Genomic DNA, 24,526 nt, shown 5'->3' on the forward strand with positions numbered 1-24,526 from the left:
GAAGCCCCTGGCGCAATAGCGCAAGGGGCTCTTGCACAAAGATGCTACCCGAGGAAGCGAGGCAGGACCGAGGTGGCGACTTCCGCGACTTCCGATCAGCTGCTGGTGGTCATCGATCCGGTGGCCCGACGGACGGACGGGGAGTCGGTACGTATCGCGAAAGACGTGCTCAGCGCGGGTGCGCGGACCAAGGTGTGCCTGCCGGACAGCCCGGAGGAATTCGCCCGCGCACTGACCCGGCGGGGCTCGCGGCGGCCGGTGGTGGTCGGTGACGACCGCGCGCTGGCCCGCGCCGTGTCCCTCCTGCACCGGCGGCGGGAACTGGCCGGATGTGCGCTGTCGCTGGTGCCGGTGGGCGGTGCGCTGAGCGTGGCCGGGGCGCTGGGGGTGCCCATGGGGGCGGTGGCGGCGGCACGGGCGGTCCTGGACGGCGTCGAACGCCGGCTCGACCTGCTGGTGGACGACAGCGACGGCGTGGTCCTCGGCGCCCTGCGGATCCCCTCGGCGGCACATCGGACCACGGAGACCGAGGAGGGCCGCCCCTGGCTGCGCACGGCCCAGTCGCTGGTACGCACCCTGGTCCCGGCCCGCGAGACCCCGCTTCCGGCGTCCCGCCCTTCCCGCCTGCGCGTCGAGGTCGACGGTGTCACGCTGGTGGACCTCGACCAGCCGGTGGAGACGGTGTCGGTGACCCCGGGCGCGACGGGCGTGGCCGAGGTCGAGGTCCGACCCCTGTCGGTGGGAGCGGAGGCCTCCCCCCTCCTCGCCTCGGGGCGCAGGGTGAGCGTCTCCGGCACGGACTTCCACTACCGCGCGGACGCAGGTGTCTGGGGCCCGGTCCGCAGGCGCACCTGGACGGTGTGGGAGGGCGCGTGGGGGCTCACGGTGCCGGGGGCTCCGTAGGCGGAGCCTGGAAGCCGGTGGTGTCGAGGGTGCAGTCGAAGGGGGCGGGCATGGGCAACTCCCCGCCGAAAGGCATCGTGCAATGCGACTCGTAGCCTTTGGGGGAAGGCGTCCAGAAGACAGTGGCCTGTTTCTCCTGCATGTCGAGAAGCAGGTAGACCGGGACACCGACCCTGGCATAGACATCGGCCTTGACGGTCAAGTCGTTGTTGCGGGTGGAGGGGGAGGTGAGCTCGGCGGCAAAGGAGAGACCTTCGCCGTCCAAGTGGCTGCTCTCCGTCTCGAAGACCCGTTCATGTGCTGCGTAGATGTCTGGCCCGAACGCGCTTGCCTCACCGGGGAAGACGAACAGGAACGGTCCGTAATCCATCTGGTGCCCCTCGGGTAGGCGCGCCTCCAACTGGCGACACACCAGACGCATCACACGGTTGTAGTAGCCCTTCGACCACGGCGACACAACGACGTTCCCCCTGATGATCTCTGCTTTGTAGCCGTCGGGCACATGGAGCTCGTCGAGGAGGTCTAGGAGCTCCTCGAAACCGCTGCCGCTTATCGTCGGTCGCTCAGTCATCAACGTCATGATGCGCCCTCCCCTGTGATGCAGACCAGCCACCACTCAGAGTAGCCGATCAATCACACTTGCCGATCTAAAGGTATGGTTGACAAACATTTAACGCCCCGACACTCTTGACCGACTCATTCGGGCTACAGAGTTCCGGTCCAGTGCACCAGTGGACCAACAGGGAGAGGGGCCACCCGATGGCAGTGGACGAGGGCGTCACCCCGGCGGCGGCGACGAGCGGTGAGACCACCGTTCACCGGCTGAAACCCAATGCGATCGGCCTGCTCGGCGTCGTGTTCATGGCCGTCGCCACGGCCGCTCCGATCACCGCGATGACCGGCAACGTCCCCTTCATGGTGTCGTCGGGCAACGGCATCGGCGCCCCGGCAAGCTATCTCGTCGCAATGGTCGTCCTGGCAATCTTTTCCGTCGGCTTCACGTCGATGGCGAAACACATCACGTCGACCGGCGCCTTCTACGGATTCATCTCCTACGGCCTCGGCCGCACCGTCGGACTGGCCTCCGGACTGCTCGCCACCTTCGCCTACGTCGTCTTCGAGCCGGCGCTGATCGGCATCTTCTCCTACTTCGCGCACACGACCCTGCTCACCCAGACCGGCATCGACATCCCCTGGTGGATCTTCGCGCTCGTCATGCTGGCCATCAACGCCACCGGCACCTGGTTCGGCGTCTCCGTCGCCGAGAAGCTCCTCGTCGTCCTCCTCGGCACCGAGGTCACCGTCCTCGCCGCGATGGCGGTGTCCGTCGCCCTGCACGGCGGCGGCCCGCACGGCTTCAGCCTCGCCCCCGTCAACCCGGTCAACGCCTTCAAGGGCACCTCCGCCGGCCTCGGCCTCTTCTTCGCCTTCTGGTCCTGGGTCGGCTTCGAGTCGACGGCGATGTACGGCGAGGAGTCCCGCGACCCGAAGAAGATCATCCCCAAGGCCACGATGATCAGCGTCCTCGGTGTCGGCGTCTTCTACGTCTTCGTCTCCTGGATGGCCATCACCGGCAACGGCGAGGTGGAGGCCGTGAAGGCCGCGTCCTCCGCGAACCCGCTCGACCTCTTCTTCAACCCGACCGAGCACTACGTCGGCCACTGGGCGGTCGTCGTCATGCAGTGGCTGATGATCACCGGCTCACTCGCCTGCGGCATGGCCTTCCACAACTGCGCCGCCCGCTACATGTACGCCCTGGGCCGCGAGGGCGTCCTGCCCTCGCTGAAGCACACCATCGGCCGCACCCACGCCCGGCACGGCTCCCCGCACATCGCCGGCCTGGTGCAGACGCTCGTCTCCGCGGTGCTGATCGTCGCGTTCTGGGCCGCGGGCAAGGACCCGTACAACGCCCTCTACGTCCTGCTGGCCATCCTCGGCACGATGGCGATCCTGGTGGTGCAGGCGGTGTGCTCGTTCGCGGTGCTGGTCTACTTCCGCAGGAACCACCCCGAGAGCCGGCACTGGTTCAAGACCTCCGCCGCCCCACTCATCGGCGGCGTCGCGATGCTCGGCGTGGTCGTGCTGCTGGTGTCCAACATGGGCGTCGCGGCGGGCACGGAATCCGGCTCCCTGCTGCTGAAGGCGACCCCTTGGCTGGTCGCCCTGGTCGCGGCGACCGGCATCGGCTACGCCCAGTACCTCAAGCGCCGCTCCCCCGAGCGGTACGCCCTGCTGGGCCGGACGGTGCTGGAGGAGACCAAGGAGCGGTAGGGCGACGCAGGGAGCGCGCTAGTGCCGCGGCAGGCGACGTCCGCCCCGTCGCGACGCCCGGCACGCCGAGAGGACGCTCCCCCACTCTCGACTTCGCTCGAGCGGGAGGGGCCCCCACGACGCCGCTCCTGACCGGGCAACCGCTGCCTGCCGCGGCACTAGTCGCCGAAGCGCTCCCTCCGGTGCGCCCGCCAGCGCTCCATCATGGCCGCGATCTCGGTGTCCACGAACTCGAAGAAGGCGAGTGTCTCCGCCATGCGGCGGCCGGCCGGGGTGTCCGGGCCGAGGCTCTCCACGCCCTCGCGCAGGGCGACTTCCCACCGCTTGAGGACGGCCTCGCGGTTGGTGAGGGCCTCGTACCACTGGTCGCCGTGCACCCGGTAGCGCTCCCGCCGTGAGCCGGGTTCACGCTCGCGCGCGATCATGTGCGTCATGGTCAGATAGCGCACGGCGCCGGAGACCGCCGCCGGGCTGATCTGCAACTGCTCGCCCAGCTCCGACGAGGTCAGCACCCCCTCGTCGGAGGAGAGCAGCGCCGCGAAGACCCGGGAAGGCATGCGCTGCATCCCCGCCTCGACGAGCTGCGCCGCGAAGGTCTCCACGAACTTCGAGACCGTCTCGGGGTCGCGCCCCACCTCGTCCGTCATGGTCACCACCCTATCGAGAGTTCGAAGACTTCGAATACTTCCGATACTTCCGTAACTTCACAAAGTTCTGAAAGAAGCGTACGTTCTGAGGCATGACGAAGGCCATCACGGTCGCCGGGCTCCACAAGTCCTTCGGCCGTACCCACGCCCTGGACGGCCTGGACCTGGAGGTCGAGGCCGGCGAGGTGCACGGCTTCCTCGGCCCCAACGGCGCCGGCAAGTCCACCACCATCCGCGTCCTGCTCGGCCTGCTGCGCGCCGACTCGGGCGCCGCCCAGGTGCTGGGCCGCGACCCGTGGCGGGACGCGGTGGAGGTGCACCGCCGGATCGCGTACGTGCCCGGCGACGTGACGCTGTGGCGGAACCTGTCGGGCGGCGAGGTCATCGACCTGTACGGCCGCCTGCGCGGCGGACTCGACCCGGCCCGGCGCGCGGACCTGGTCGAGCGCTTCGAGCTGGACCCGACCAAAAAGGGCCGCACCTACTCCAAGGGCAACCGGCAGAAGGTCGCCCTGGTCGCCGCGTTCGCCTCGGACGTGGACCTGCTGATCCTCGACGAGCCGACCTCGGGCCTCGACCCGCTGATGGAGGAGGTCTTCCAGCGCTGCGTGGAGGAGGAGCGCGAGCGGGGGCGGACGGTCCTTCTGTCGTCCCACATCCTCAGCGAGGTCGAGGAGTTGTGCGACCGTGTCAGCATCATCCGCAAGGGCCGTACGGTCGAGAGCGGTTCGCTGGCCGACCTGCGCCATCTGACCCGGACCAGCGTGACGGCCGAACTCGCGGGCCCGCCCAACGGGTTGGCGCGGCTGCCGGGCGTGCACGACCTCGACGTCCAGGGCCGCCGGGTCCGGCTCCAGGTCGACACGGACAAACTCGACGCCGTCCTGCGGACGTTGACGGAGTCGGGCGTGCGGTCGCTGACATCGACGCCGCCGACGCTGGAGGAGCTGTTCCTGCGCCACTACCAGGAGGCGTGATGACCTCCCTCACCGGTACGGGCGTGCTGTTGCGCTTCTCGCTGCGCCGCGACCGGGTGATGACCCCGGTGTGGGTGGCGGTCACCGCCCTGATGGTCCTGTCCATGCCGAACACGCTCAAGGGCGTGTACGGCACCGAGACCGAGCGCGCAAACCTGCTGCACCAGGTCGCCACCAACTCCTCCTTCCGCGCGCTGATCGGCCCGGTCTTCGGCGACGGCCTGGGCGCCCTCACCGCCTGGCGCGTCGGCGTCTACGCGGGCGCGCTCGCCGCCGTCACCGGCCTGCTGGTCGTCGTACGGCACACGCGGGACGAGGAGGAGAGCGGCCGGCTGGAGCTGCTCGCGTCCGGCGCGGTGGGCCGCCGTGCCTCGCTGACGGCGGCGCTGCTGGCGGCGGCCGTGGCCGCCGGTGTGCTGGCGTTGCTGGTGGCCGTGGGGCTCGCGGCGCAGGGGGCCGCCGGTGCGCTGGCCTTCGGCCTCGGGCTCGCGGGCGTGGGGATGGTCTTCGCGACGCTGGCCGCGGTCGTCGCGCAGCTCACCGAGAGCGCGCGGCTGGCGCGGGGCCTGACGGCCGGGCTGCTGGGCGCCGCGTTCGTGCTGCGCGCGGCGGGGGATGCGGCGACGAGCGACGGGTCCTCGGTGTGGACCTGGCTGTCACCACTGGGCTGGCTGGAGAACCTGCGCGCCTTCGCCGGCGAACGCTGGTGGGTGCTGGGGCTGTTCGCGATCGCCGTGGCGGCGCAGGGAGCGGTGGCGTACGTCCTCGCCGGCCGCCGTGACGTGGGCATGAGCTTCCTGCCGACGCGTCCGGGCCCGGCGACCGGCCGCCTCGGCTCGGCGGGCGCGCTGGCCTGGCGCCTCCAGCGGGGCGGTGTACTGGGCTGGTCGATCGGCTTCTTCCTGGCCGGTGTCGTCTACGGCGGCCTCACGGACGGCGTGGCGGGCCTGGTCGGCGACAACAGGCAGGCCCGCCAGCTCTTCGAGCGGATGGGCGGGCGCAGCGGCATCACGGACGCGTTCCTCGCCTCGATGACCGGCATGCTGGGGCTGGTCGCCGCGCTGTACGTGGTCGCCTCGGTGCTGCGGCTGAACGGCGAGGAGACCTCGGGCCGCGCGGAACCGCTCCTCGCGAACGCGGTGAGCAGACTGCGCTGGGCCGCCGGCCATCTGGTGATCGCCTTCGGCGGCTCGGTGCTCATCATGCTGCTCGCGGGTCTCGGCTTCGCCCTCGGGTACGGCCGTCAGGTCGGGCCGATCCTGGGCGCCTGTCTGGTGCAGGTCGCCGGGGTGTGGGTGATCGGCGGGGTGGCGGTCCTGCTGCTCGGGCTGCTGCCGCGGGCGGCGGTGGCGGCCTGGGGTGTCGCCGGAGCGGTGCTGCTGGTGGGCTGGGTCGGACCGGCGCTGAACGCTCCGCGGGCGGTGCTGGACATCTCGCCGTACGGCCATCTGCCGAAACTGCCGGGCGGATCGATGGAGTGGGGGCCGGTGCTGGTCCTGCTGGGGATGGCGGTGGTGCTGGTGGGCGCGGGCCTGGCGGCCCTTCGACGGCGGGACCTCGGGGCCTGACCGGGACCGCCTGGGGCCGCGGCACTAGGGCGCGGTGCTCTGGGCGCTGGCGGTGGTGCGGGCGCTGCGCGTACTGCGAAGCCGCTGAGCCGAGGCGATCATCGATGACCAGGACCGGTTGCGCTTGAACGGCAGCTCGAAGACCTGGGAGAACAGCCATGCCCCGAGCAACGAGACCGGCAGGGCCACCGCGAGCGTGAACAAGAAGGTGGGCAGCCCGGGCGCCACGACGTGCGGGGCCACGCGCCGGATCACGGTCATGACGATCGGCAGATGGATCAGGTACAGGCTGTAGGAGAAGCCGCCGAGCCCCTGGACGGGCCGCGCGGTCAGGAACCGTACGACGACGGCGGGCCGGCCGGTGGCGACCGCGGCGATCAGCATGGTCATCGCGGGAGCGATGGCGAGGTCCACCCAGAAGTAGTGGTGCACGCTCCACACGGAGCCCCGGACGACACCGAGACCGGCGACGGGCAGGGCGGCCAGCAGCGCGAACCAGCCCCAGGGCAGGCGCCGTATCCGCTCCGGCGCGGCGACGACGCCCGCGCCCACCACGCCCGCCGCGAACACCGGTGCGAGATGGGGAGCGAGCCAGTTGTCGCCCTCCACCGGGGACGCGCCCGGCGCCGTCAGGCCGTAGGCGATCACCGGAAGGGCGACGCACGCCACCATGACCGCCGCGCTCCACCGCCGCCGGACGAACAGGAGCAGAGGGAAGAGGAGATAGAGCTCGGCCTCCACGCCGATCGACCAGAAGGCACCGTTCGGGGTCGGCGCGGTGAACACGTCCTGGGCGACGAAGCCGTACACCGCAGCCGACGCAGCGGTGGGAGGGCCGAAGTGCGAGGCCGGCACCACGAACAGCGAGACGAGCAGACTCAGGGCCAGCGCCGCCCAGTACGGCGGCAGGATGCGCCACGCGCGTCGGCGCAGGAACCGGGCGACACCGTCCGAGCGCCAGCCGTGCCGCGCCGGGGAGATGGCCAGGGAGAAGCCGGACAGCACCAGGAAGAAGACGACGGCGAGGCGCCCGAACATCAGCCCGCCCAGCCACCCCGGCGCCGAACTGTGCGGATACCCCGGGAAGGTGTACAGCCAGCAGTGGAACAGGACCACGTACAGGGCCGCCAGCCCGCGCAGACCGTCAAGCCCGCGCAACTGCGGCCGGGCCACCCGCTCCTCAGGCGCCCTCGCCGCGGGCGACTCGAGGGTGCTCGTGCTGCCGGCCGGAGGGCTCGCACTCAGTGAAATCGTTCGGCCCTCCCTTGTCGGGAGCGGCACGGTGCCGCCCCAGGGATGGGTACGCGGCGCCCGGCCGAGCAGTTCAACCGGCCGTGACCGAGAGCCCCTCCAACCCCCGGATCACAAAGTTCGGCTTCCGCTTCGGCTCCTCGGCGAGGGCGAGTGCGGGGGCCTTCTCCAGGAGGGCCGTCATGGAGGCGGCCAGTTCGATACGGGCCAGGGGGGCGCCGATGCAGTAGTGGATACCGGCGCTGAAGGAGATGTGCGGGTTGTCCTCGCGGGTGAGGTCGAGCCGCTCGGGGTTCCGGAAGACCTCGGGGTCGTGGTTGGCGGAACCGAAGAGCATGGCGACCTCGGCGCCCCGGGGGATGACGGTGCCGTCGATCTCGATGTCGTCCAGGACCCAGCGTTCGAACAGCTGCAGCGGGGTGTCGTACCGCATCACCTCCTCGACGGCGGCCGGGACCAGGGAGTGGTCGGCGCGCAGGGCCGCCAACTGCGCCGGGTTGCTGAACAGGGCGTACCAGCCGTTGACCGTGGCGTTGACGGTGGCCTCGTGACCGGCGTTGAGGAGCAGGACGGCGGTGGAGATCATCTCCTGCTCGCTGAGCCGGTCGCCCTCGTCGTGGGCGGCGATGAGCCCGGAGATCAGGTCGTCGCCGGGCCGCCGTCGCCGCTCGGCGATCAGCTCACGCAGGTACGCGGAGAACTCGACGGAGGCCCGCACGGCCTTCCTTGCGGTGTCCTGAGACGGGTTCAGCTCGTACATCCCGCAGATGTCGGCCGACCAGGGCCGCAGGGGCCCGCGATCCGACTCCGGGATGCCCAGCATCTCGGCGATCACGGCGACGGGCAGCGGCTCGGCGACGTCGCTGAGCAGATCCCCGCCGCCCTTCTCGACCAGCGCGGCCACCAACTCGCCGGCGAGGGCGTCGACGTACGGCTTCAGCCGCTCCACCGTGCGCGGCGTGAACGCCTTCGACACGAGCCGACGGATCCTGGTGTGGTCCGGCGGCTCCAGATCGAGCATGCCGTGGTCGTTGAGCGTGTGGAACGGCTCGTGCTCGGGCGGCGGCGCGGTCCGCCCGAACTCCTCATGCGTGAACCGGTGCAGGTACGTCCGCCCCAGCCGCCGCTCCCGCAGCAGCGCCGAGACGTCGGCGTGGTGCGGCACGAGCCACTGGTTCGTCGGCTCGAAGTAGTGCACCCGCCCCTTGGCACGCAGCTCGGCGTAGGCGGGGTAGGGGTCGGCGAGGAACGCCGGGTCCCAGGGATCGAAGGCTGCCATGCCCGGACGCTAACCCGGGGCGCCGGGCTCTGACCAGGGGTGTTCTTCAACGGCTGCGCTACGGGTCCACTGGACGACGGAGTCCTGTACGTGTGGTGTTAGCTGGCGACCGCCGGAGAACCGTCAGCTCGGGAGCACCCATGAGCCGAGGCCCGTGTCGAGGAGGCGGGCGGCGCGGCGGACCTCGGCGGTGACCTCCTCGTACAGCCGTTCCGGCGTTTCCGCGCGGTTCAGGTGCCGGTGCAGGGCCTGGAACTGGAGCGGCCACAGGGCCAGCAGCGCCGCCGCGGCGATCCGGGGTTCGGGGGCGTCCAGGGTCGTACCCGCGCGTCGGGCCAGGATCTCGGCGGCGACGGTGACCTGCTGGTCGGTCATGTCACGGTGGTAGGCGCGCAGGGACGGGGTGGATCTGATGAGCGCCGCGAAACGCAGCAGGGCGGCCTTGGCATCGGCCGGGTTCGGCTGGGCGGCGAGCCAGGAGGTGATGGCGGCCAGTTCGGCGGAGAGGATCTCCAGCACGGCCTCGACCGGCGAGAGGGCCGGGTCGGGGAGGGTGGCGCGCAGGGAGTCGAGGGTGGTCTCGCCGAGGTCGAGTACCAGGGACTCCTTCGTCGGGAAGTGGTTGAAGACCGTCTTCTCCGACACCCCGCAGGCCTCGGCGATCTCGGCCACCCGCACCGCGTCGAAACCCCGCTCCAGGAACATCTCGGTGGCGGTGTCCGACAGCCGCTGCCGCAGCAACCGCTTCTTGCGCTCCCGCAGCCCCTCGCCGGCGGGCTCCTCCTCGCGACGACGCAGTGCCGTCCAGTCCACGGTGCGGGTGTTCATGGCGGGAGCTTAGAGCGCCCAGTAGCAGGCGTGCCGGGCATGCCCGGCACGCCCCCGGATACCGAGCAGGCACGAGCCCAGGTGATCATGGAGTCCTCTACGCTCAGTGATCACCGGAGGGCTCGTCCCTGTCCTGCCATCATGCCTGCTCGGACCCCTGTGGGACCGGTTCGTGGCTCTGCTGCCCGAACACGTCGACGCGCGTCCGCTTGGCTGCCACAACCCGCGCATCGCGGACCGGACCGTCTTCGAGCGCGTGATCGGCTGGCGCTGGTCCACGGCTCCGGCCACGAGCGCATTGCGGAGCCACGCGTGGATGAACGGCTTCGGCAAGTTGCGGCGCTGTACCGAGAAGCGCAGCCGCGTCGTGGACTTCCACCTCTACCTGTCCGCGGCGATCGTCACGCTGCGTATGCTCATCCGCCGCGCGACCCCGCGCTACCGCCGGGACGGCCGCCCCACCACCCGACGCCTCAAGTGATCCATCTGCCGGTCGGCCTCAGCCCCAGTCCTGCAGCTGCTGGAGCAGGTCGGCGTCGCCCTCCATCCGCAGCGAGCCGGCCGGGATGCGCATGTACATGAGCAGGGCCATCTCGCTCGCCGTGCCGTAGATGGCGGCGGTGGGCCTGCTCCCTGCGGCCTCCGCCGCGGTGAGGCGGGTGAAGCGGGAACCGGTGGCGTCCACCGTCTGGCGCCAGGAGCCAGCCTCGGCTGCGTGGTAGTCCATGGTGGCGGGCTCGCCCGGCCACGGGACCGTGCTGGTGCAGACGGTGGCGAGGAACTCCTCGATGGCGTCGCCCGCCTCGGTCGTCGGCAGCTCCTGCGGGGTACCGGAGGCCAGCTGGGCGTCGTAGGTGTGGATCAGCGACTCCGGGACGCGGCGGCGGGCCACGGCGGCCACCGTGTGCGGCGAGGCCAGCGGCTCCCACCAGGCCCAGCAGCCCCGGTCCGGGCCGGCCTCGCGCAGAGCAGTAAGCAGCTGCTCCGTCGAGTCGGCCAGCCAGGTTGTGAGGGCCTCGCGCTCCCTGGGCGCCGCCAGCCCGTCCTTGTTCGGCCGCTCGTCGCCCGGCGCGGTGTTGAGCACGATGTAGGACCAGAAGCGGTCCCCCTCACTGAGGTGGTTCGCCAGGTCGTACAGCGTCCAGCCCGGGCAGGACGGGACATCGGCGTCGAGGCTGGGGGCCGCGGCGACGGTGGCGCGGAACGCGGCGGAACGCTCGTCAATCCTCCGCAGCAGGGTGGGGAAGTCGAGATGATCAGTCACGCGGACCTTGTATCACCCCGACCGGGACTCTCGCACTCGATTAAGACCGCCCAGCACGCCTACTGCCGGGCGCTCTTAGTTGCGTTGAGCTGTGGTGCTGGCCCCGTCGAGCGCTTCGCGGATGATGTCCGCGTGTCCGGCGTGCTGGGCCGTCTCCCTGATCAGGTGCAGCAGGATCCGACGTGCGGACCAGTGGACGGTCTCCGGTGGGGACCAGGGCGTCTTGGGAAGAGGAACGCTCCGGCCGAGGTCCGGGAGGGCGGCCACGGACGCCTCGGTTCTCCGAGCTGCAGCGGCGTACTGCTCGAGCAGCCCGGCGAGCGTCTCGCCGTCGACCATGCGGTACTGCTCCAAGTCGAGCATGCCGTCCGGCAGTTCTCCATCCCCCTTGCTCATGATCTGCGCCCAGACCTGCTCACCTTGAGTGAGGTGCTTGAGAATGCCGCCCAGGGTGAGCTCGCTCACCGTCGTGCGCTCCGCGGCCTGCGCGTCGGTGATCCCGCGCACGGTGATCAGCAGCAACGTCCGCTGCTCCGCGAGCGCGTGCAGCAGATCATCGTGCTCGCCTGGGAGAGACGGGGATGGCGTTGGCGACGAAGTGGTCATGGACCGACCGTAGGAGGCATATAGGCCGGGCGCTGTCCTCGTTGCCCTCCCCGGCTCAGGGCCCGGTGGCCCCTTCCGCCAGGTCCTTGATCGCGGCGAGGCGGTGTTCCCACTGGGTGGCGAGGGCGTTCATCCAGTGCGTTGCCTGCCTCAGCGGCTGCAGGTCGGCTTCGTAGCGGACCTCCCGTCCGGCGCGATGGGCGCGTACCAGTCCGGCGCGGTCGAGGACGGCCAGGTGTTTGGCCACCGCCTGGCGCGTGACGGGAAGCCCCGCTGCCAGGGAAGTCGAGGTCGCGCCGCCCTCGCGGACGAGGACGGTCAGCACCTCTCGGCGGATGGGGTCGGCCAGGGCCACCAATACGTCCTCAGGGGCCACTTCACCCTCGGTGGTGCTGGTCATGCCGTGGTCTGTTCGCAGTCCGCCCGCAGTTGGTCGAGCTTGCCGGGCCAGTTCTGACTGTTGGCGCGCTGCCGGTCGGCGGCCTCGCCGGCGGGCAGCCCCAGGCTCGCGAAACCGCTCTCCACCATGGTGAGCCGGGTGCCTCCCGCAGAGCTTTCGTCCGTGGCCAGGGTGAACTCGACCAGGGTGGCGTTGGTGTCGTCGGGCTCTTCACCGGCGGCACCCTGAGACCACCGCCAGGACAGGACGCGTGGGGGTTCGACCGTCTCGATACGGGCGGGAATGACACCATGAACGCCATGGTCGAAGACCACAAGACCGCCGGGACGCAGGTCGATCTTGACCGCCTCCCCACTGCCGAACCAGCGGCCCAGGAATGCGGGTTCCGTCAGAACGGACCAGACTCGTTCCCTGGGCGCATTGATCACGATGGTGCGTTCGATCGTGTTGGGAATCATCAGCAACCTCACGTCGACCGGATACGCTACCTCAAGGTTGCACATTCGGGGCGGCATGCGCAACTAGGTGGTTGCATTTATGGACGGCGACTGTCGCGTGGAGCCACGAGGTCGGCATTCCGATGCAGGTAGCGGTTGAGGGGGCCGGCGCACCAGAGGACGCACGAGGTCGGGGGGAAGTCGGCGTTCGTGAAGCGGGTACCACTCACGGATGTGGAGCTTCTTCCGGAGCACGTACGGTCCACGGCGAACCTGTTCGGGCTTCCCGCCTTCTGCCAGTACGGCGTTGGCGGGCCGGGGCCGATCGGGCCCAGTTTCGGGGCGTGGCGGGAGCTCGCCGCCCACACCATGACGACCAACTGGGTTCCGGGAGGGCGGTACCAGGGGTTTCCGTTGATGTACCACTGGCGGGTGCTGCCTGACACGACCGTACTCAGCGGAGAACTCCCGGACGTGGAGCCGGCCGTGGACTACTGGGGAGGCGGCCCGGAGGTACGCCCTCATATCGAGGCCCTTCAGCAGTCCTCCGCGAGCCTGGCACTCTTCCTGGAGTACATCCCTCAGACGCTCGACGAGTGGCTCTTTGGGCAGGTACAGGCTGGCGAAGAGTCGGCCGACCGGGCTTGTTCCCTGGTGGAGGGCGAGTTGGAGGCCGGCACGTCCTTCATGAACGCTCGCGGACTGCTGCACTTCGACGCCCATTTCCAGAACATCCTGTTCGACGGCCGACGCCTTTACTTCGCCGACTACGGCCTCGCCCTCTCCTCCCGATTCGATCTCTCACCCTGCGAGACGAGCTTCTTCGAACTGCACCGGACCTACGATCACTGCTACACGCGCAGCTGGCTGGTGAACAGGCTGATCACGGCCCTCTACGGCTACCGGCGGCAAGAACGCGAGGCCCCTGTCCGCGCCTGCGCGGAAGGGGAGGACCCGCCGGACGGGCCGCAAGCAGCAAGGTCGATCCTCTCCCGCCACGCACCGCTCGCCGCAGTGATGACGGACTTCTACAGGACGAGAACAGGGAGACCCCGTACCCGTCGGAGGCGCTTCGCCGGGCGCTGGATGCGGACAGGTCGCGTCGCCGCTGAGCACCCACTTCCGAGATTATTACTGCTACAGTAATTTTTTAGTGACTGTAATTACTGACGGTCGGTGGCCGACCCCTCCCCGAGGAGCCCCCATGAGCGCCATCCACATAGTCCGCGACTATCCGCACCCTCCTGGGAAGGTCTGGCGGGCGGTCACCGATCCGGAGTTGATTCCGCGGTGGACGGCGACCGGAGCGGGGGCGCGGCCGGAAGGGTTTGCCACCGTGCCGGGGACGCGGTTTCGGTTTGTGGCCAGGCCCAAGCCCGGGTGGAGCGGGGTTGTCGTCTGTGAGGTGCTTGAGGTGCGTGAACCTTCGCTGTTGCGCTACTCGTGGCAGGACGAGGGCGGCGGTGAGGTGACCGAGGTCGTCTACCGGCTCGAACCCCACGCCGGCGGGACCCGGTTCACCTATGACCACACCGGCTTCACCGGCGCCGGCGGGTTCCTCATGGCGAAGGTCCTCGGCAGCGTCCGCGGCAAGATGCTCAGCAAGGGTCTGCCCGCCGTCCTCGATCAGTTGGACTAGCCCGGCGTCACCAGCCGTGCCTCGTACGCGAACACCGCCGCCTGCGTGCGGTCTCTGAGGCCCAGCTTCACCAGGATGCGGCTGACGTGGGTCTTTATCGTGGACTCGGCGACCACCAGGCGCTCGGCTATCTCCGCGTTGGACAGACCCTGGGCGATGAGGACCAGGACCTCCGTCTCCCGGTCGGTGAGGTCGCCGTAGGCCGCCTGGGCGGAGTGGACCAGGCGCGGTGACTCGGAGATCCTGGAGAACTCCGTGATCAGGCGTCTGGTCACGGAGGGGGCGAGCAGGGCCTCCCCGGCCGCCACCACCCGTACGCCGTCGGCCAGTTGGCGGGCCGAGGCGTCCTTCAGGAGGAAGCCCGACGCCCCCGATCGCAGGGCCTGGTACACGTACTCGTCCAGGTCGAACGTCGTCAGGACCAGCACCTTCGACGTGGTGTCGGCGGCCACGATCTCGCGGGTCGCCTCGATGCCGTTCAGCTCGGGCATGCGGATGTCCATCAGGACGACGTCGGGGGAGAGTTCGCGGACCCGGTCGACCGCCTCCCGGCCGTTGACCGCCTCGCCAACGACCTCGATGTCCGGCATCGCGTTCAGCAGGACCGAGAAGCCCTCGCGGACCATCATCTGATCGTCCGCGATCAGTACGCGGATGGTCATGCGTCCCCTTCGCTCACGGGGGCGACCGGCAGGAACACCGTCACCTCGTAACCTCCCTCGTCCGTCCGGCCCGCCGTCATCTCCCCGCTGAGCATCGAGACCCGCTCCCGCATACCGGTGATGCCGTGGCCCGCGCCCGGCGAGGGCTTGATCAGCGACGGCTCGGGCGGCGGGCCGTTGACCACGCGCAGGCCGAGTCCGCCCAGAACGTAGCCGATCTCCACGCGGGCCGCCGCCCCCGGGGCGTGCCGCAGGGTGTTGCTCAGCGCCTCCTGCACGATGCGGTACGCCGACAGCTCGACGCCCTGCGGGAGTTCCCGCACCGCGCCGGTCACCACCTTGTCGACGACCAGGCCCGCCTCGCGCACATTGGCGAGCAGTCCGTCCAGGTCGGCGAGGGTGGGCTGGGGCGCATCCGGGGCCTCGTAGTCCTCGGCGCGGACCACGCCCAGCACACGGCGCAGTTCGGTCAGCGCCGCCACCGCGTTCTCCCGGATCGTGGCGAACGCCTTCTCCAGCTCGGGCGGCGGGTTCTGCACCCGGTAGGGGGCGGCCTCCGCCTGGATGGCGACCACGGACATGTGGTGCGCCACCACGTCGTGCAGCTCGCGGGCGATCGTCGTGCGCTCCTCCAGCAGGGTGCGCCGGGAACGCTCGTGCGCGGTCACCGTCTGCTGGGCGCTCACCTCCTGCCGGGCCTCGCGGCGTATGTGCCAGATGGTGACGGCGAGAAGGGCCAGGGCGGAGAGGAACAGCATCTCCATGGTGTTGGAGGGCATGTAGCGCCCGCCCCGGAAGAGACTCTCCGACGCGGCGCCGTACACGGCCGTAAGCAGCCACATCCATGCCGCCGTGCGCGGCCGGGTGCGTATCGCCACCACGGTAAGCACCACCAGATGGGCGACGAAGTTGCCCGGCAGCCACGGCCAGTCGTCGTTCCAGCCGCCCGTCCACACGGCGGCGAACAGGGACACGGCCATCGACAGCCAAAACGCGGCGACGGGCCGCATCGCCGTCAGCACCACCGGGGCCATGGTGAACAGGCCGAGAATCACGTTGACGCCGGCGCCGCTGTTGTCGTTGTTCGTGGCGATGAGCAGCACCAGGGCGCCGGCCGCGATGATCAGGGCGTGCGGGGTCCACATCGCGTACTCGCGCAAGCGGCCGGACCGGCGGCGCACGAACGGGCTCTGCGGGCCCAGGCGGGGCAACGGGCGATAGGCGAAGGCGCCTTTGAACAGGTCCTGCCGCAGCCCGCGCAGGGCGTCCGCGGCCGCCCGGGCCTCGGGACTGCGCGGCTTGTAGGGCTCGTATGCGCTGTCCGCCGGATCCGGCGACAGCCGCTGCGTCTGGGTCGTCTCGGTCACGTTGGAAACGGTAGGCCTCGGCCCGGGTAGCGGGCGTCACCAGTGAGGATGGTCCTGCGGCCTCCCTCTCAGGTACTACGGGTACGGGTGCCGCGGGGTACGGGTCAGTACCCGGACGGGCGCACCAGTCCCGACTCGTACGCGAACACCGCCGCCTGTGTGCGGTCCCTGAGGCCCAGCTTCACCAGGATGCGGCCGACGTGGGTCTTCACGGTCTGCTCGGCGACCACGAGGCGCTCGGCGATCTCCGCGTTCGACAGGCCCTGCGCGATCAGCGCCAGGACCTCCGTCTCCCGCTCGGTCAGGTCGCCGACGCGTTCCTTGAGCGGGGCCCGGGGTCTGCCGTCCAGCTGGGAGAACTGGGCGATCAGCCGTCGGGTGATGCCGGGCGCGAGCAGCGCGTCGCCGGCCGCCACCACCCGTACCGCCTCGGCGAGTTTGTCCGCGGAGGCGTCCTTGAGCAGGAAGCCGGACGCGCCGGAGCGCAGCGCCTCGTACACGTACTCGTCGAGGTCGAAGGTGGTGAGCACCAGCACCTTGATGTCCGGGCGTTCGGTGGTGATGCGGCGGGTGGCCTCGATACCGCCCAGTTCGGGCATGCGGATGTCCATCAGGACGACGTCCGGGGTCAGTTCGGCGACCTTGGTCACGGCGTCCAGGCCGTCCACCGCCTGGCCGATCACGTCGATGCCGGGCTGGGCGTTGAGCAGCACGGTGAAGCCCTGCCGGACCATCTGCTGGTCGTCGGCGATGAGCACGCGGATGGGACTGCTGGTCATGCGGTGTCGTCCTTCTCGGGGTCGCGGTACACGAGACCGCCGTTCGGCCCGTACTCCAGACCGCCGGCGAGGGTGTTGACCGGTATGAACGCGGAGACCTTGTAGCCGCCGTCGGGCTGCGGGCCCGCCGACAGGTCCCCGCCGAGCATGGCGACCCGTTCCCGCATGCCGAGCAGCCCGTGCCCCGCGCCCGGCGACGCCGGAGCCGGCCGCTCAGGGCGCGAGTTCACGACGTCCACCTGCAGACCGTAGGGGATGTACTGGACCTCGACGCGGGCGCTCGCGCCCGGTGCGTGGCGCAGGACGTTGCTCAGCGCCTCCTGCACGATCCGGTACGCCGACAACTGCACGCCGGACGGCAACGAGCGGCGCTCGCCGACGGTCCGGACGCTCACCGTCAGACCGGCCGCCCGGGTGTTCTCCACGAGCGCGCCCAGCCGCTCCAGCGTGGGCTGCGGGCTGTGCTCGGCGTCGCCGTCCTCGGTCGCGTCCGCGTCCGGGCCCTGCGACCGCAGGACGCCCAGCACCCTGCGCAGTTCGGTCAGGGCCTCCAGCGCGTTCTGCCGGATGCCCTCGAGGTTCTCCCTGAGCTCCTGGGAGGGGTCGGCCACGAGGTGCGGGGCGACCTGGGCCTGGATGGAGATGACGGACATGTGGTGGGCCACCACGTCGTGCAGCTCGCGGGCGATGCGGTTGCGCTCCTCGAGGAGGGTGCGCCGGGCCCGCTCCTCCGCGGTGAGCGTGGCCTGCCGGCCGAGCTCGACGCGTGCCTCGCGGCGGCCGCGAATCGCTATGCCGAGGACCACGACGATCGTGAACAGGGCGAGGGCGAGGACGCCGGTCGGATGGTGGACCTGGCTGCCCCACACGCTTTCGAGGAGGTAGGTGACCACTACGGTCACCCCGAGTGCCTCGCTGGCCACGCGGGTCGGGACCCGCAGCGCGAGCAGCAGCAGGACCAGCATCTGCGCGAGGATTCCGGCAGTGGTCCACGGCCAGGTGAACTCCGACCCCGGTGGGCCGCCCAGCCGCGAGTGCAGCTGGATGGCGCCCACCAGCGTGGCCCCCGTCGACAGCCACCACCCCAGGATGGGCCGTCGTAGGGCGACGACCACGGAGCCGCCCTGCGTGAGCGCGATCGCGAAGGCGGCCCCGAACCCCTGACTGCCGTTGTCCGTCAGCTGCGCCAGCCCGCCCACCGTGATGCCCCACGCCGTCACGCACAGCACGACATGCGGCAGTCGGCGCAGCCGTCGCGGCCGGACCATCGGCGGCAGCGGGTGCGGGCGGACGGTCCACAGGTCGTCGCGCAGGGTCCGCAGAGCGTCCAGGACACGGCCGCCGAGCAGCCGCTGGATCCCCTTCTCCGTCACGCGGATCAGCCTAGACACGGCGGGCCCTCGCTTCGGTCGCTCCGTCCGGCGGCCGATGCGACCGCACGATGCGCGAACCGCCCGTCGCCCGGGCCCCGTTGCCATGCCGGAGGCGCAGGGGGCGGTATGGGTGCCGGCGGTCGGCTCGCTCGGACGAATGACCCTGCTCGTAGGAGCGGAAGGCGGTCCAGCACACGGCCAGGGTCAGGGCGAAGACGGGCAGCCAGGCCAGCCGGGCCGCCACCCAGGCCAGGGTGTCGGGACGAGTGTGCAGGCCGGGCAGACGGCCGGCGAGCAGACCGGTGGCCGTCGTCGCCATCAGGGCCGTCTGGTGCCAGAGGAATATCGTCATCGCGGACAGGTTCACGAAGGCCGCCGCCGCCCAGGCCAGGGGCCGCCGCATCGCACGGCGCAGCTTCTCCCGCAGCAGCAGGGCGAGGCCGCACTGGGCCAGGCCGAAGGTGACCGCGGCCAGCGTGGGCGGGTCCAGGTTGGAGACGGACGCGCCCGGAACGCCGACCATCGAGGCCGGGTAGTGCGCCCAGGCGACGAGGGCCGCCGTCGCCGCCGTACCGCCGATGAGCAGGACCCAGCCGGACCGTGCGCGGTCCAGCTCGCCCCGGGTCCAGGCCGCGCCCAGGGTGTACGGCACCAGCCAACCGGCTGCCAGGCTCACCCAGCCGAGGCTCTGGGGGGCGCCGAGGCCGAAACGGAGTAGGTCCACGTGGAGGACGACGGCCAGCGGCCACACGGGGTTGAGCCGGGTGACGAGGGGCGTCGCCGCGGTCAGGGCGGCGAACACGACGAGGAACCACAGCGGGGAGAGGGCGAGTTTGGCGAGCGTGCGGACCGTGTCGAGCTGGGCGCCCGTCAGGAGGAGGGCGGCCGTGACGACCGTCCACAGGGTGAGGACCGCCGCCACGGGTTTGAACAGCCGGGACAGACGGGCGGCCAGCCAGCTTCCGTACGGTATGCCCCTGGCCCGGGCCGCCGCGTGACTGCGTGTCGCCACGTGGCCGCCGACCAGGAAGAACACGGCCAAGGTCTGGAAGGCCCAGGAGATCGGGGCGAGCCACGGCATGTACTGCAGGGGGCTGCTGGTGTGCAGGGTGCCGCCGTCGGCCACCAGGGCGGTGACCAGCCAGTGGCCGAGCACCACACCGAGGATGGCGAAGGCGCGCAGGGCGTCGACCGCGCGGTCACGGTGCGGCGGCGTGGCGGCGTCGATGCGCTCGGCGGTGCGTCGTAGCTCATGCATGCGTCACTTCCTTGGTGTCGCCCAGGACGATCCGGGCGAGGTTGGTCAGGGAGGTCGAGCCCGGGGTGAAGTAGTCGCTGTGACCGCCGGGACCCGCCGCGAAGACGCGGGCGCCGAAGGCCGGGGCCACGGGGTCGGTGCCGAAGCCGACGGTGGGGCCGAAGAAACCGAGGAGGCGGCCACGTATGTGCGGTACGTCGCCCACCCAGTCGCCGGCACCGCGGCCCGCCCAGACACGGGCTCGGGTGTGGAGGGCGGCGGCCGAACCCGCTCCCGTGCCGGGGCTGCCGACCAGGACCAGGTCGGTGACGCCCAGAGCGTCCAGGCCGGCGGCCGCGCGGGCGCAGACGACCGAGCCGTAGGAGTGGCAGAGCAGGGAGATGCCGGGTCCGTCACCGGCGACCCGGCGGAGGTCGCGGAGGGCTTCCCGCAGGTGGGGGGCGGCCTGGTCGGCGCGGCCCGCGGTGAGGACGCTGGGGCTGACCGTGCCGGGCGTCCGGTAGCCGAGCCAGGCGACGACCGCGACCGCGGTGCGCGGAGCTGTCGGCTGCTCCTGGAGGAGGCGTCGGTAGAGGGCGCTCGCCGCGCTGTGGAAGCGGGCGTAGGTGTCGAGGGAGGTGTCCGAGCCCGGGACCAGGACGGCGATGTGGTCGGCGTGGGTCAGGTCGCCCAGGACCTCCGTCGCCTCGCCCGCGCCCCTGCCGTCGAACTGGAGGAGGTGGCGCGAGGGAGCGGCGAGCGTACGGTCCGCGGCGGCACGGGAACGGTCGCCGTGGGCTTCGGCCATGCGGGAGGCTCGGGCGGCGTCCTCACGGTTGGCCCGGTAGGCCGCGTCCAGGGTGGCCGGGGTGAGGGGGGCGAGGGTCGCGGGCGGCGGGGCCGGGATGTCGGGGCGGGTCGCCGCGGAGAGGGGGAGCACCACGGCGGCGCAGATCAGGGCGGCGAGGGCGGTGCGACGCCACCGGTGAGGGCTTCGGCGTTCGGGCGTACCTGTGGGCGTACGTCCCCTCGCCCGCTCCCCCGTCTCCTGCCCCATGGTCGTCTTCCCTCCCCGTCCGCCCGGCCATCGGGCTTGCCTGGATGGGAAGTTACGGAGCGGGGGGTGTCGTCGGCGTCCCGCCTGGGAGCTGTTGTGGGGCGTAGCTCTCAGGTACTACGGGTATGGAGGGGGTTGCCTCGGGGCCGGTGTACTGGGCGCGTCACCAGGCCAGTTGGGCGATCTCCTCCGCCACCACCGCGCACGCGTCCGCCGCCGGGTCGATGAGGGGGAAGTGACCGACGTCCTCCAGGAGGGTCAGGCCCACCACCTCGCCGGCCTTCGCCGCCGCGTCGGCGTACGACTCGGCGACGGCCTGCGGTACGACCTCGTCCGTACGGCCCTGGACGAGGGTGGTCGCGATGCCCGTCGGCAGCAGCAGGGCGGGGTCGGCGTACGGCTGCCGTTCGGCGAACCTCTCCTCGCCTCCCAGGAGTTGGCGCGTGGCGCCGGAGCAGACGTCCAGTTTCTCGGCGACGGCGAAGTCCGCGATCGGGGCGAGGGCCACCACGCCGCGCAGCGGGGCGGGGCCGCCGGTGCGCCAGGGCGCGTCGGCGGGCAACAGGTGACGGGCCGCGGCCCACAGGGCGAGGTGGCCGCCCGCCGAGTGACCGGTGAGCACCATGCGCCGCGGGTCGGCCTGCGGCAGCAGCTCGCGGACCAGGCCGGGCAGCGCGTCCAGCGCGGCGGCGACGTCGTCGAAGGTGTCCGGCCAGCGACCGGCGACCGGGACGCCCTCGGATCCGGCTTCCTGCTCGGTGCCGTCCTCCGCCGGGGCCGCCCCCCTCCGGTACTCGACGTTGGCCACGGCGAACCCGCGCCTGGCCAGGAAGTCCGCGAACGGGGTGATGTGCACGCGGTCGTACCGGGCACGCCAGGCGCCGCCGTGCAGGACGACGACCATGGGGGCGAGCGTGCCGGGTACGACGTCCACGCGCGGGGCGTAGAAGTCGATCACCTGGTCGGGGTGGTCGCCGTACGCGGCGGTGACGTCGGGTTCGACGGTGAGGTGTGAGAAGGCCGACTCCTCCTCTGCGGCGGCACGGGCTGCTGCGGCGTCGTCCGGCATGCTCCAACCTCTCAACGACGAAACGGACTTGGCGAACCGGGATGGCGAACCGGGGTGGCGTACCAGGGTGTGGGCCAGGGTGTGGGCCAGGAGAGACATCCAGCCGTTGGCGGGGACGGTACCAGGCCGGTGACGTGCGCGGACACGCGGACGTCACGCTCGGTGAGGGGAAGACGGTTCGGGATGACGCTTCCATACCGTCCCCGCACGCGCGCGTGGGCCGAGCGGCACCACGGCCCGCCCGGCCCACACCCCAACAAAGCACCGCAAACCGCACACCTGACGGCTACCCCAGGGCCTCCCCCAGCACCCGAGCCGCCCGTTCCACATCCCCGAACCCGACGTACAGGGGTGTGAATCCGAAGCGCAGCACGTCCGGGTGACGGAAGTCCCCGACCACCCCCCGCTCGATCAGCCGCTTCATGACGTCCCCGGCGTCGGCACAGCGCAGCGCCACCTGGCTGCCGCGCTCCTCGTGCGCCACCGGAGTCAGTGACTCCACCCGTCCTCCGGGCACGTACTCCTGCACGCACTCCAGGAAGAAGTCCGTCAGGGCGAGGGACTTGGCGCGGACCGCCTCGACAGTGACGTCGTCCCAGACCTCGAGGGCCGCCTCCAGGGCGAGCATGGAGAGGATGTCCGGGGTGCCGACCCGTCCTCTCAGCGCGCCCGGCGCCGGTTCGTAGTCGGGCCGCATCCCGAAGGGCTCCGCGTGGGAGTTCCAGCCCGGCAGCGGGGAGTCGAAACGGTCCTGCAGGTCTCGGCGGACGTACAGGTACGCGGGCGACCCCGGGCCGCCGTTCAGATACTTGTACGTGCAGCCGACCGCGAGGTCCACGCCGTGCGCGTCCAGGCCGACCGGCAGGGCGCCCGCGCTGTGGCACAGGTCCCAGACGGAGATCGCGCCGGCATCGTGCACGGCCGCGGTCAGCGCGGGCAGGTCGTGCAGGCGGCCGGTGCGGTAGTCGACGTGGTTGAGCAGCACGGCGGCCGTACGGCCGGAGAGAACCCCGGGCACCTCCGCCGGCGTCACCGGGCGCAGGGTGCAGCCCGTCAGCCGGGCCGCCGACTCGGCGATGTAACCGTCGGTCGGGAAGGTCGTCGCGTCGATGACGATCTCGTCCCGCACCCCGGCATCGGCGGCGAGCCGCACCAGCCGTACCGCGCCCACAAGTGCCTTGAAGACGTTGACACTTGTCGAGTCGCCGACCACGATCTGCCCGGGCGCCGCGCCGACCAGCGGGGCGATGTGGTCGCCGATGCGTTCCGGCGCGGTCCACCAGCCGCTCTCGTCCCAGGAGCGGATGCGCAGCGAACCCCACTGGCGCCGGACGACGTCCGCCACCCGGTCCGGTACGGCGGCCGGCAGGGCGCCCAGCGAGTTGCCGTCCAGGTAGACGACCTCGTCCAGGACGAACTCGGCGCGCTTGCCCGCCAGTTCGTCAGCAGCATCCAACTTCTCAGCTTTGACCGTGAGTTCAGACATGGGACCGCGCCGTCCACAGCTCGGGGAAGACGTTGTTCCGCGCCCGCTTCTCCAGCCAGGCCACGCCGGCCGAGCCGCCGGTGCCCGGCTTGGCGCCCATCGCGCGCCGGGTGGCGACCAGGTGGTCATTGCGCCAGCGCCACACCAGTTCGGCGACGTCGGTCAACGCCTCGCCGAGCCGGGCGAGTTCGGCGCTCTCGTCGCCGGCGTAGATCGCCGTCCAGGCGGCCTCGACGGCGTCGTCGGGCTCGTACCGCCGCGAGACGTCGCGCCGCAGCACCGAGCCGGGGATCGCGCACCCGCGCCGGGCGAGCAGCCGCAGCACCTCGTCGTACAGGCTCGGCTCGTGCAGCGCCTTCTCGAGTTCCGCGTGGACGCGGGGCGCGCCGCGGTGCGGGACCAGCATGGACGCGGACTTGTCGCCGAGCAGGAACTCCATGCGGCGGTACATCGCCGACTGGAAGCCGGAGCCCTCGCCGAGGGCGGAGCGGTAGGAGTTGAACTGGGCGGGGGTGAGCTGGCCGAGCGGCTTCCAGGAGGCGTTCAGCGCCTCCAGTTCCCGTACCGAACGCTTCAGGGCGGCGATCGCGGTCGGGACGTCGTCCGAGCGCAGCGCCCGGGCGGCGGTCTCCCACTCGTGGACGATGACGGTGAACCACAGCTCCATGACCTGGGTCGTGACCAGGAAGACCATCTCTCCGGGATCGTCGGAGAGGGTGTGCTGGAGGTGGGTGAGCACGTCCGCCTTGACGTAGTCCTCGTACGGCGTCGTGCCGGCGAAGTCGAGATGCGGGGTCTCGGGCTCCTGCGGTTCCTGAGCCTCGTGGGACATCGCTGTCTCCTGATGTGTACTCCGGGTGGCGGTCCGCCCCTGCCGTTACCGACACGGGGGCCCCGGTCCCCACCCGAATCCTCGGGCGTCGCCCCCCAAGAGCGCAAGGCCCGCCTGGTCACACCAGACGGGCCCGCCCAGCCGACCTGCTAGCCCAGGGTCTGGGCCGCCGTGGCGGAGGAGTCCTTCAGGAACTGGGTGCAGCGCTCGTACTCCTCCTGCTCGCCGATCGCTCCGGCGGCACGGGCGAGGGCGTGCAGGGCGCGCAGGAAGCCCCGATTCGGCTCGTGCTCCCAGGGCACCGGTCCGTGTCCCTTCCAGCCGTTGCGGCGCAGGGCGTCCAGGCCCCGGTGGTAGCCCGTACGGGCGTAGGCGTACGACTCCACGACGCTGCCCCGCTCGAACGCGTCGTCGGCGAGCTGCGCCCAGGCCAGCGAGGACGTCGGGTACTTGGCGGCGACATCGGCGGGCGCGGTGCCGTTCGCCAGCAGCTCCCGGGGCGCGGGGTCGTCGGGGAGGTGGGTCGGGGGCGGACCCCCGAGAAGGTTCTCGTGAATCGACATGTGAACCAGTGTCGCCCTTGCCGGGGGCCAC

General features: G+C 71.2%; 25 protein-coding genes and 1 pseudogene. 7 read left to right on the plus strand and 19 right to left on the minus strand.

The window, feature by feature from the left end; all coding sequences use genetic code 11:
- Positions 1–72 precede the first annotated feature (72 nt).
- The gene (locus ACIRVK_RS15880) at positions 73–903 is read left to right on the plus strand and encodes a diacylglycerol kinase (protein ID WP_404247219.1); all 831 of its coding nucleotides are present in this window, start codon (positions 73–75) and stop codon (positions 901–903) included.
- Here the strand turns inward: ACIRVK_RS15880 and ACIRVK_RS15885 are convergent.
- Positions 881–1,474 carry a Uma2 family endonuclease gene (locus ACIRVK_RS15885; RefSeq protein WP_404247221.1) on the minus strand — a complete coding sequence of 198 codons (594 nt, stop codon included), beginning with the start codon at positions 1,472–1,474 and terminating at the stop codon, positions 881–883. The two genes, ACIRVK_RS15880 and ACIRVK_RS15885, sit on opposite strands and share 23 nt — an antisense overlap.
- Positions 1,475–1,662: 188 nt before the next feature.
- On the opposite strand from ACIRVK_RS15885, the gene ACIRVK_RS15890 reads away from it, so the two are divergent.
- Positions 1,663–3,174: an APC family permease gene (locus ACIRVK_RS15890; RefSeq protein WP_404247223.1), complete on the plus strand. Its 1,512-nt coding sequence runs from the start codon at positions 1,663–1,665 to the stop codon at positions 3,172–3,174.
- Positions 3,175–3,332: 158 nt separating this feature from the next.
- On the opposite strand, the gene ACIRVK_RS15895 is transcribed toward ACIRVK_RS15890, so the two are convergent.
- Positions 3,333–3,821, minus strand: a complete 489-nt coding sequence (locus ACIRVK_RS15895; protein ID WP_404247225.1) for a GbsR/MarR family transcriptional regulator — start codon at positions 3,819–3,821, stop codon at positions 3,333–3,335.
- 92 nt (positions 3,822–3,913) lie between these two features.
- On the opposite strand from ACIRVK_RS15895, the gene ACIRVK_RS15900 reads away from it, so the two are divergent.
- Both ACIRVK_RS15900 and ACIRVK_RS15905 read left to right on the plus strand, forming a co-directional pair.
- On the plus strand, positions 3,914–4,798 hold the full coding sequence (locus ACIRVK_RS15900) for an ATP-binding cassette domain-containing protein (RefSeq protein WP_404247227.1): 885 nt from the start codon (positions 3,914–3,916) through the stop codon (positions 4,796–4,798).
- Positions 4,798–6,366 carry an ABC transporter permease gene (locus ACIRVK_RS15905; RefSeq protein WP_404247229.1) on the plus strand — a complete coding sequence of 523 codons (1,569 nt, stop codon included), beginning with the start codon at positions 4,798–4,800 and terminating at the stop codon, positions 6,364–6,366. The genes ACIRVK_RS15900 and ACIRVK_RS15905 overlap by 1 nt, the downstream gene beginning before the upstream one ends.
- Before the next feature lie 24 nt (positions 6,367–6,390).
- On the opposite strand, the gene ACIRVK_RS15910 is transcribed toward ACIRVK_RS15905, so the two are convergent.
- The 3 genes from ACIRVK_RS15910 to ACIRVK_RS15920 all read right to left on the minus strand — a co-directional run bounded on the left by ACIRVK_RS15910 (position 6,391) and on the right by ACIRVK_RS15920 (position 9,724).
- On the minus strand, positions 6,391–7,539 hold the full coding sequence (locus ACIRVK_RS15910) for an acyltransferase family protein (protein ID WP_404247231.1): 1,149 nt from the start codon (positions 7,537–7,539) through the stop codon (positions 6,391–6,393).
- A gap of 151 nt (positions 7,540–7,690) precedes the next feature.
- On the minus strand, positions 7,691–8,896 hold the full coding sequence (locus ACIRVK_RS15915; RefSeq protein WP_404247233.1) for a cytochrome P450: 1,206 nt from the start codon (positions 8,894–8,896) through the stop codon (positions 7,691–7,693).
- A 123-nt stretch (positions 8,897–9,019) separates the two neighbouring features.
- Complete coding sequence (locus tag ACIRVK_RS15920; RefSeq protein WP_404247235.1) at positions 9,020–9,724, minus strand: TetR/AcrR family transcriptional regulator; 705 nt, start codon at positions 9,722–9,724, stop codon at positions 9,020–9,022.
- Positions 9,725–9,833: 109 nt separating this feature from the next.
- Between ACIRVK_RS15920 and ACIRVK_RS15925 the strand changes: the two are divergent.
- Positions 9,834–10,205, plus strand: a pseudogene (locus ACIRVK_RS15925) (hypothetical protein).
- Positions 10,206–10,223: 18 nt separating this feature from the next.
- Here the strand turns inward: ACIRVK_RS15925 and ACIRVK_RS15930 are convergent.
- From ACIRVK_RS15930 to ACIRVK_RS15945, 4 genes are all read right to left on the minus strand, one after another.
- Positions 10,224–10,988, minus strand: coding sequence for a maleylpyruvate isomerase family mycothiol-dependent enzyme (locus ACIRVK_RS15930; protein ID WP_404247237.1), 765 nt, complete (start codon positions 10,986–10,988; stop codon positions 10,224–10,226).
- Between the two features lie 75 nt (positions 10,989–11,063).
- Positions 11,064–11,594: a DinB family protein gene (locus tag ACIRVK_RS15935; RefSeq protein ID WP_404247239.1), complete on the minus strand. Its 531-nt coding sequence runs from the start codon at positions 11,592–11,594 to the stop codon at positions 11,064–11,066.
- A gap of 55 nt (positions 11,595–11,649) precedes the next feature.
- Positions 11,650–11,994 (minus strand): ArsR/SmtB family transcription factor, encoded by a 345-nt coding sequence (locus ACIRVK_RS15940; RefSeq protein WP_404247241.1) that lies wholly within the window; start codon positions 11,992–11,994, stop codon positions 11,650–11,652.
- The gene (locus ACIRVK_RS15945) at positions 11,991–12,452 is read right to left on the minus strand and encodes an SRPBCC domain-containing protein (RefSeq protein ID WP_404247243.1); all 462 of its coding nucleotides are present in this window, start codon (positions 12,450–12,452) and stop codon (positions 11,991–11,993) included. The genes ACIRVK_RS15940 and ACIRVK_RS15945 overlap by 4 nt, the downstream gene beginning before the upstream one ends.
- A gap of 189 nt (positions 12,453–12,641) precedes the next feature.
- Here ACIRVK_RS15945 and ACIRVK_RS15950 point away from each other — a divergent pair, with 189 nt between their 5' ends.
- Positions 12,642–13,577 carry a protein kinase family protein gene (locus ACIRVK_RS15950; RefSeq protein ID WP_404247245.1) on the plus strand — a complete coding sequence of 312 codons (936 nt, stop codon included), beginning with the start codon at positions 12,642–12,644 and terminating at the stop codon, positions 13,575–13,577.
- Positions 13,578–13,635: 58 nt separating this feature from the next.
- Positions 13,636–14,070, plus strand: a complete 435-nt coding sequence (locus tag ACIRVK_RS15955) for an SRPBCC domain-containing protein (RefSeq protein WP_404247247.1) — start codon at positions 13,636–13,638, stop codon at positions 14,068–14,070.
- On the opposite strand, the gene ACIRVK_RS15960 is transcribed toward ACIRVK_RS15955, so the two are convergent.
- The 10 genes from ACIRVK_RS15960 to ACIRVK_RS16005 form a co-directional block, all read right to left on the minus strand.
- On the minus strand, positions 14,067–14,732 hold the full coding sequence (locus ACIRVK_RS15960) for a response regulator (protein WP_404247249.1): 666 nt from the start codon (positions 14,730–14,732) through the stop codon (positions 14,067–14,069). The genes ACIRVK_RS15955 and ACIRVK_RS15960 overlap by 4 nt on opposite strands.
- Positions 14,729–16,099 (minus strand): sensor histidine kinase, encoded by a 1,371-nt coding sequence (locus ACIRVK_RS15965; RefSeq protein WP_404247251.1) that lies wholly within the window; start codon positions 16,097–16,099, stop codon positions 14,729–14,731. The genes ACIRVK_RS15960 and ACIRVK_RS15965 overlap by 4 nt, the downstream gene beginning before the upstream one ends.
- A 104-nt stretch (positions 16,100–16,203) precedes the next feature.
- Positions 16,204–16,878: a response regulator gene (locus tag ACIRVK_RS15970; protein ID WP_404247253.1), complete on the minus strand. Its 675-nt coding sequence runs from the start codon at positions 16,876–16,878 to the stop codon at positions 16,204–16,206.
- Positions 16,875–18,269 (minus strand): sensor histidine kinase, encoded by a 1,395-nt coding sequence (locus tag ACIRVK_RS15975; RefSeq protein ID WP_404247255.1) that lies wholly within the window; start codon positions 18,267–18,269, stop codon positions 16,875–16,877. Before ACIRVK_RS15975 ends, ACIRVK_RS15970 begins: the two co-directional genes overlap by 4 nt.
- Positions 18,262–19,509: an acyltransferase gene (locus tag ACIRVK_RS15980; RefSeq protein WP_404247257.1), complete on the minus strand. Its 1,248-nt coding sequence runs from the start codon at positions 19,507–19,509 to the stop codon at positions 18,262–18,264. The genes ACIRVK_RS15975 and ACIRVK_RS15980 overlap by 8 nt, the downstream gene beginning before the upstream one ends.
- Entirely contained in the window at positions 19,502–20,545 is a 1,044-nt protein-coding gene (locus tag ACIRVK_RS15985) for an alpha/beta hydrolase (protein WP_404247259.1), read from the minus strand. Before ACIRVK_RS15985 ends, ACIRVK_RS15980 begins: the two co-directional genes overlap by 8 nt.
- Positions 20,546–20,708: 163 nt before the next feature.
- Positions 20,709–21,614, minus strand: a complete 906-nt coding sequence (locus tag ACIRVK_RS15990) for an alpha/beta hydrolase (RefSeq protein WP_404247261.1) — start codon at positions 21,612–21,614, stop codon at positions 20,709–20,711.
- 286 nt (positions 21,615–21,900) lie between these two features.
- Complete coding sequence (gene kynU, locus ACIRVK_RS15995; protein ID WP_404247263.1) at positions 21,901–23,100, minus strand: kynureninase; 1,200 nt, start codon at positions 23,098–23,100, stop codon at positions 21,901–21,903.
- Entirely contained in the window at positions 23,093–23,932 is an 840-nt protein-coding gene (locus ACIRVK_RS16000) for a tryptophan 2,3-dioxygenase family protein (protein WP_404247265.1), read from the minus strand. Before ACIRVK_RS16000 ends, kynU begins: the two co-directional genes overlap by 8 nt.
- 149 nt (positions 23,933–24,081) lie before the next feature.
- Positions 24,082–24,495 carry a DUF3151 domain-containing protein gene (locus ACIRVK_RS16005; protein WP_404247267.1) on the minus strand — a complete coding sequence of 138 codons (414 nt, stop codon included), beginning with the start codon at positions 24,493–24,495 and terminating at the stop codon, positions 24,082–24,084.
- Between the last annotated feature and the right edge of the window lie 31 nt (positions 24,496–24,526).

The sequence above is a fragment of the Streptomyces sp. NPDC101152 genome (genome assembly GCF_044768275.1).
In the GTDB taxonomy this organism is placed as follows: Bacteria; Actinomycetota; Actinomycetes; order Streptomycetales; family Streptomycetaceae; genus Streptomyces.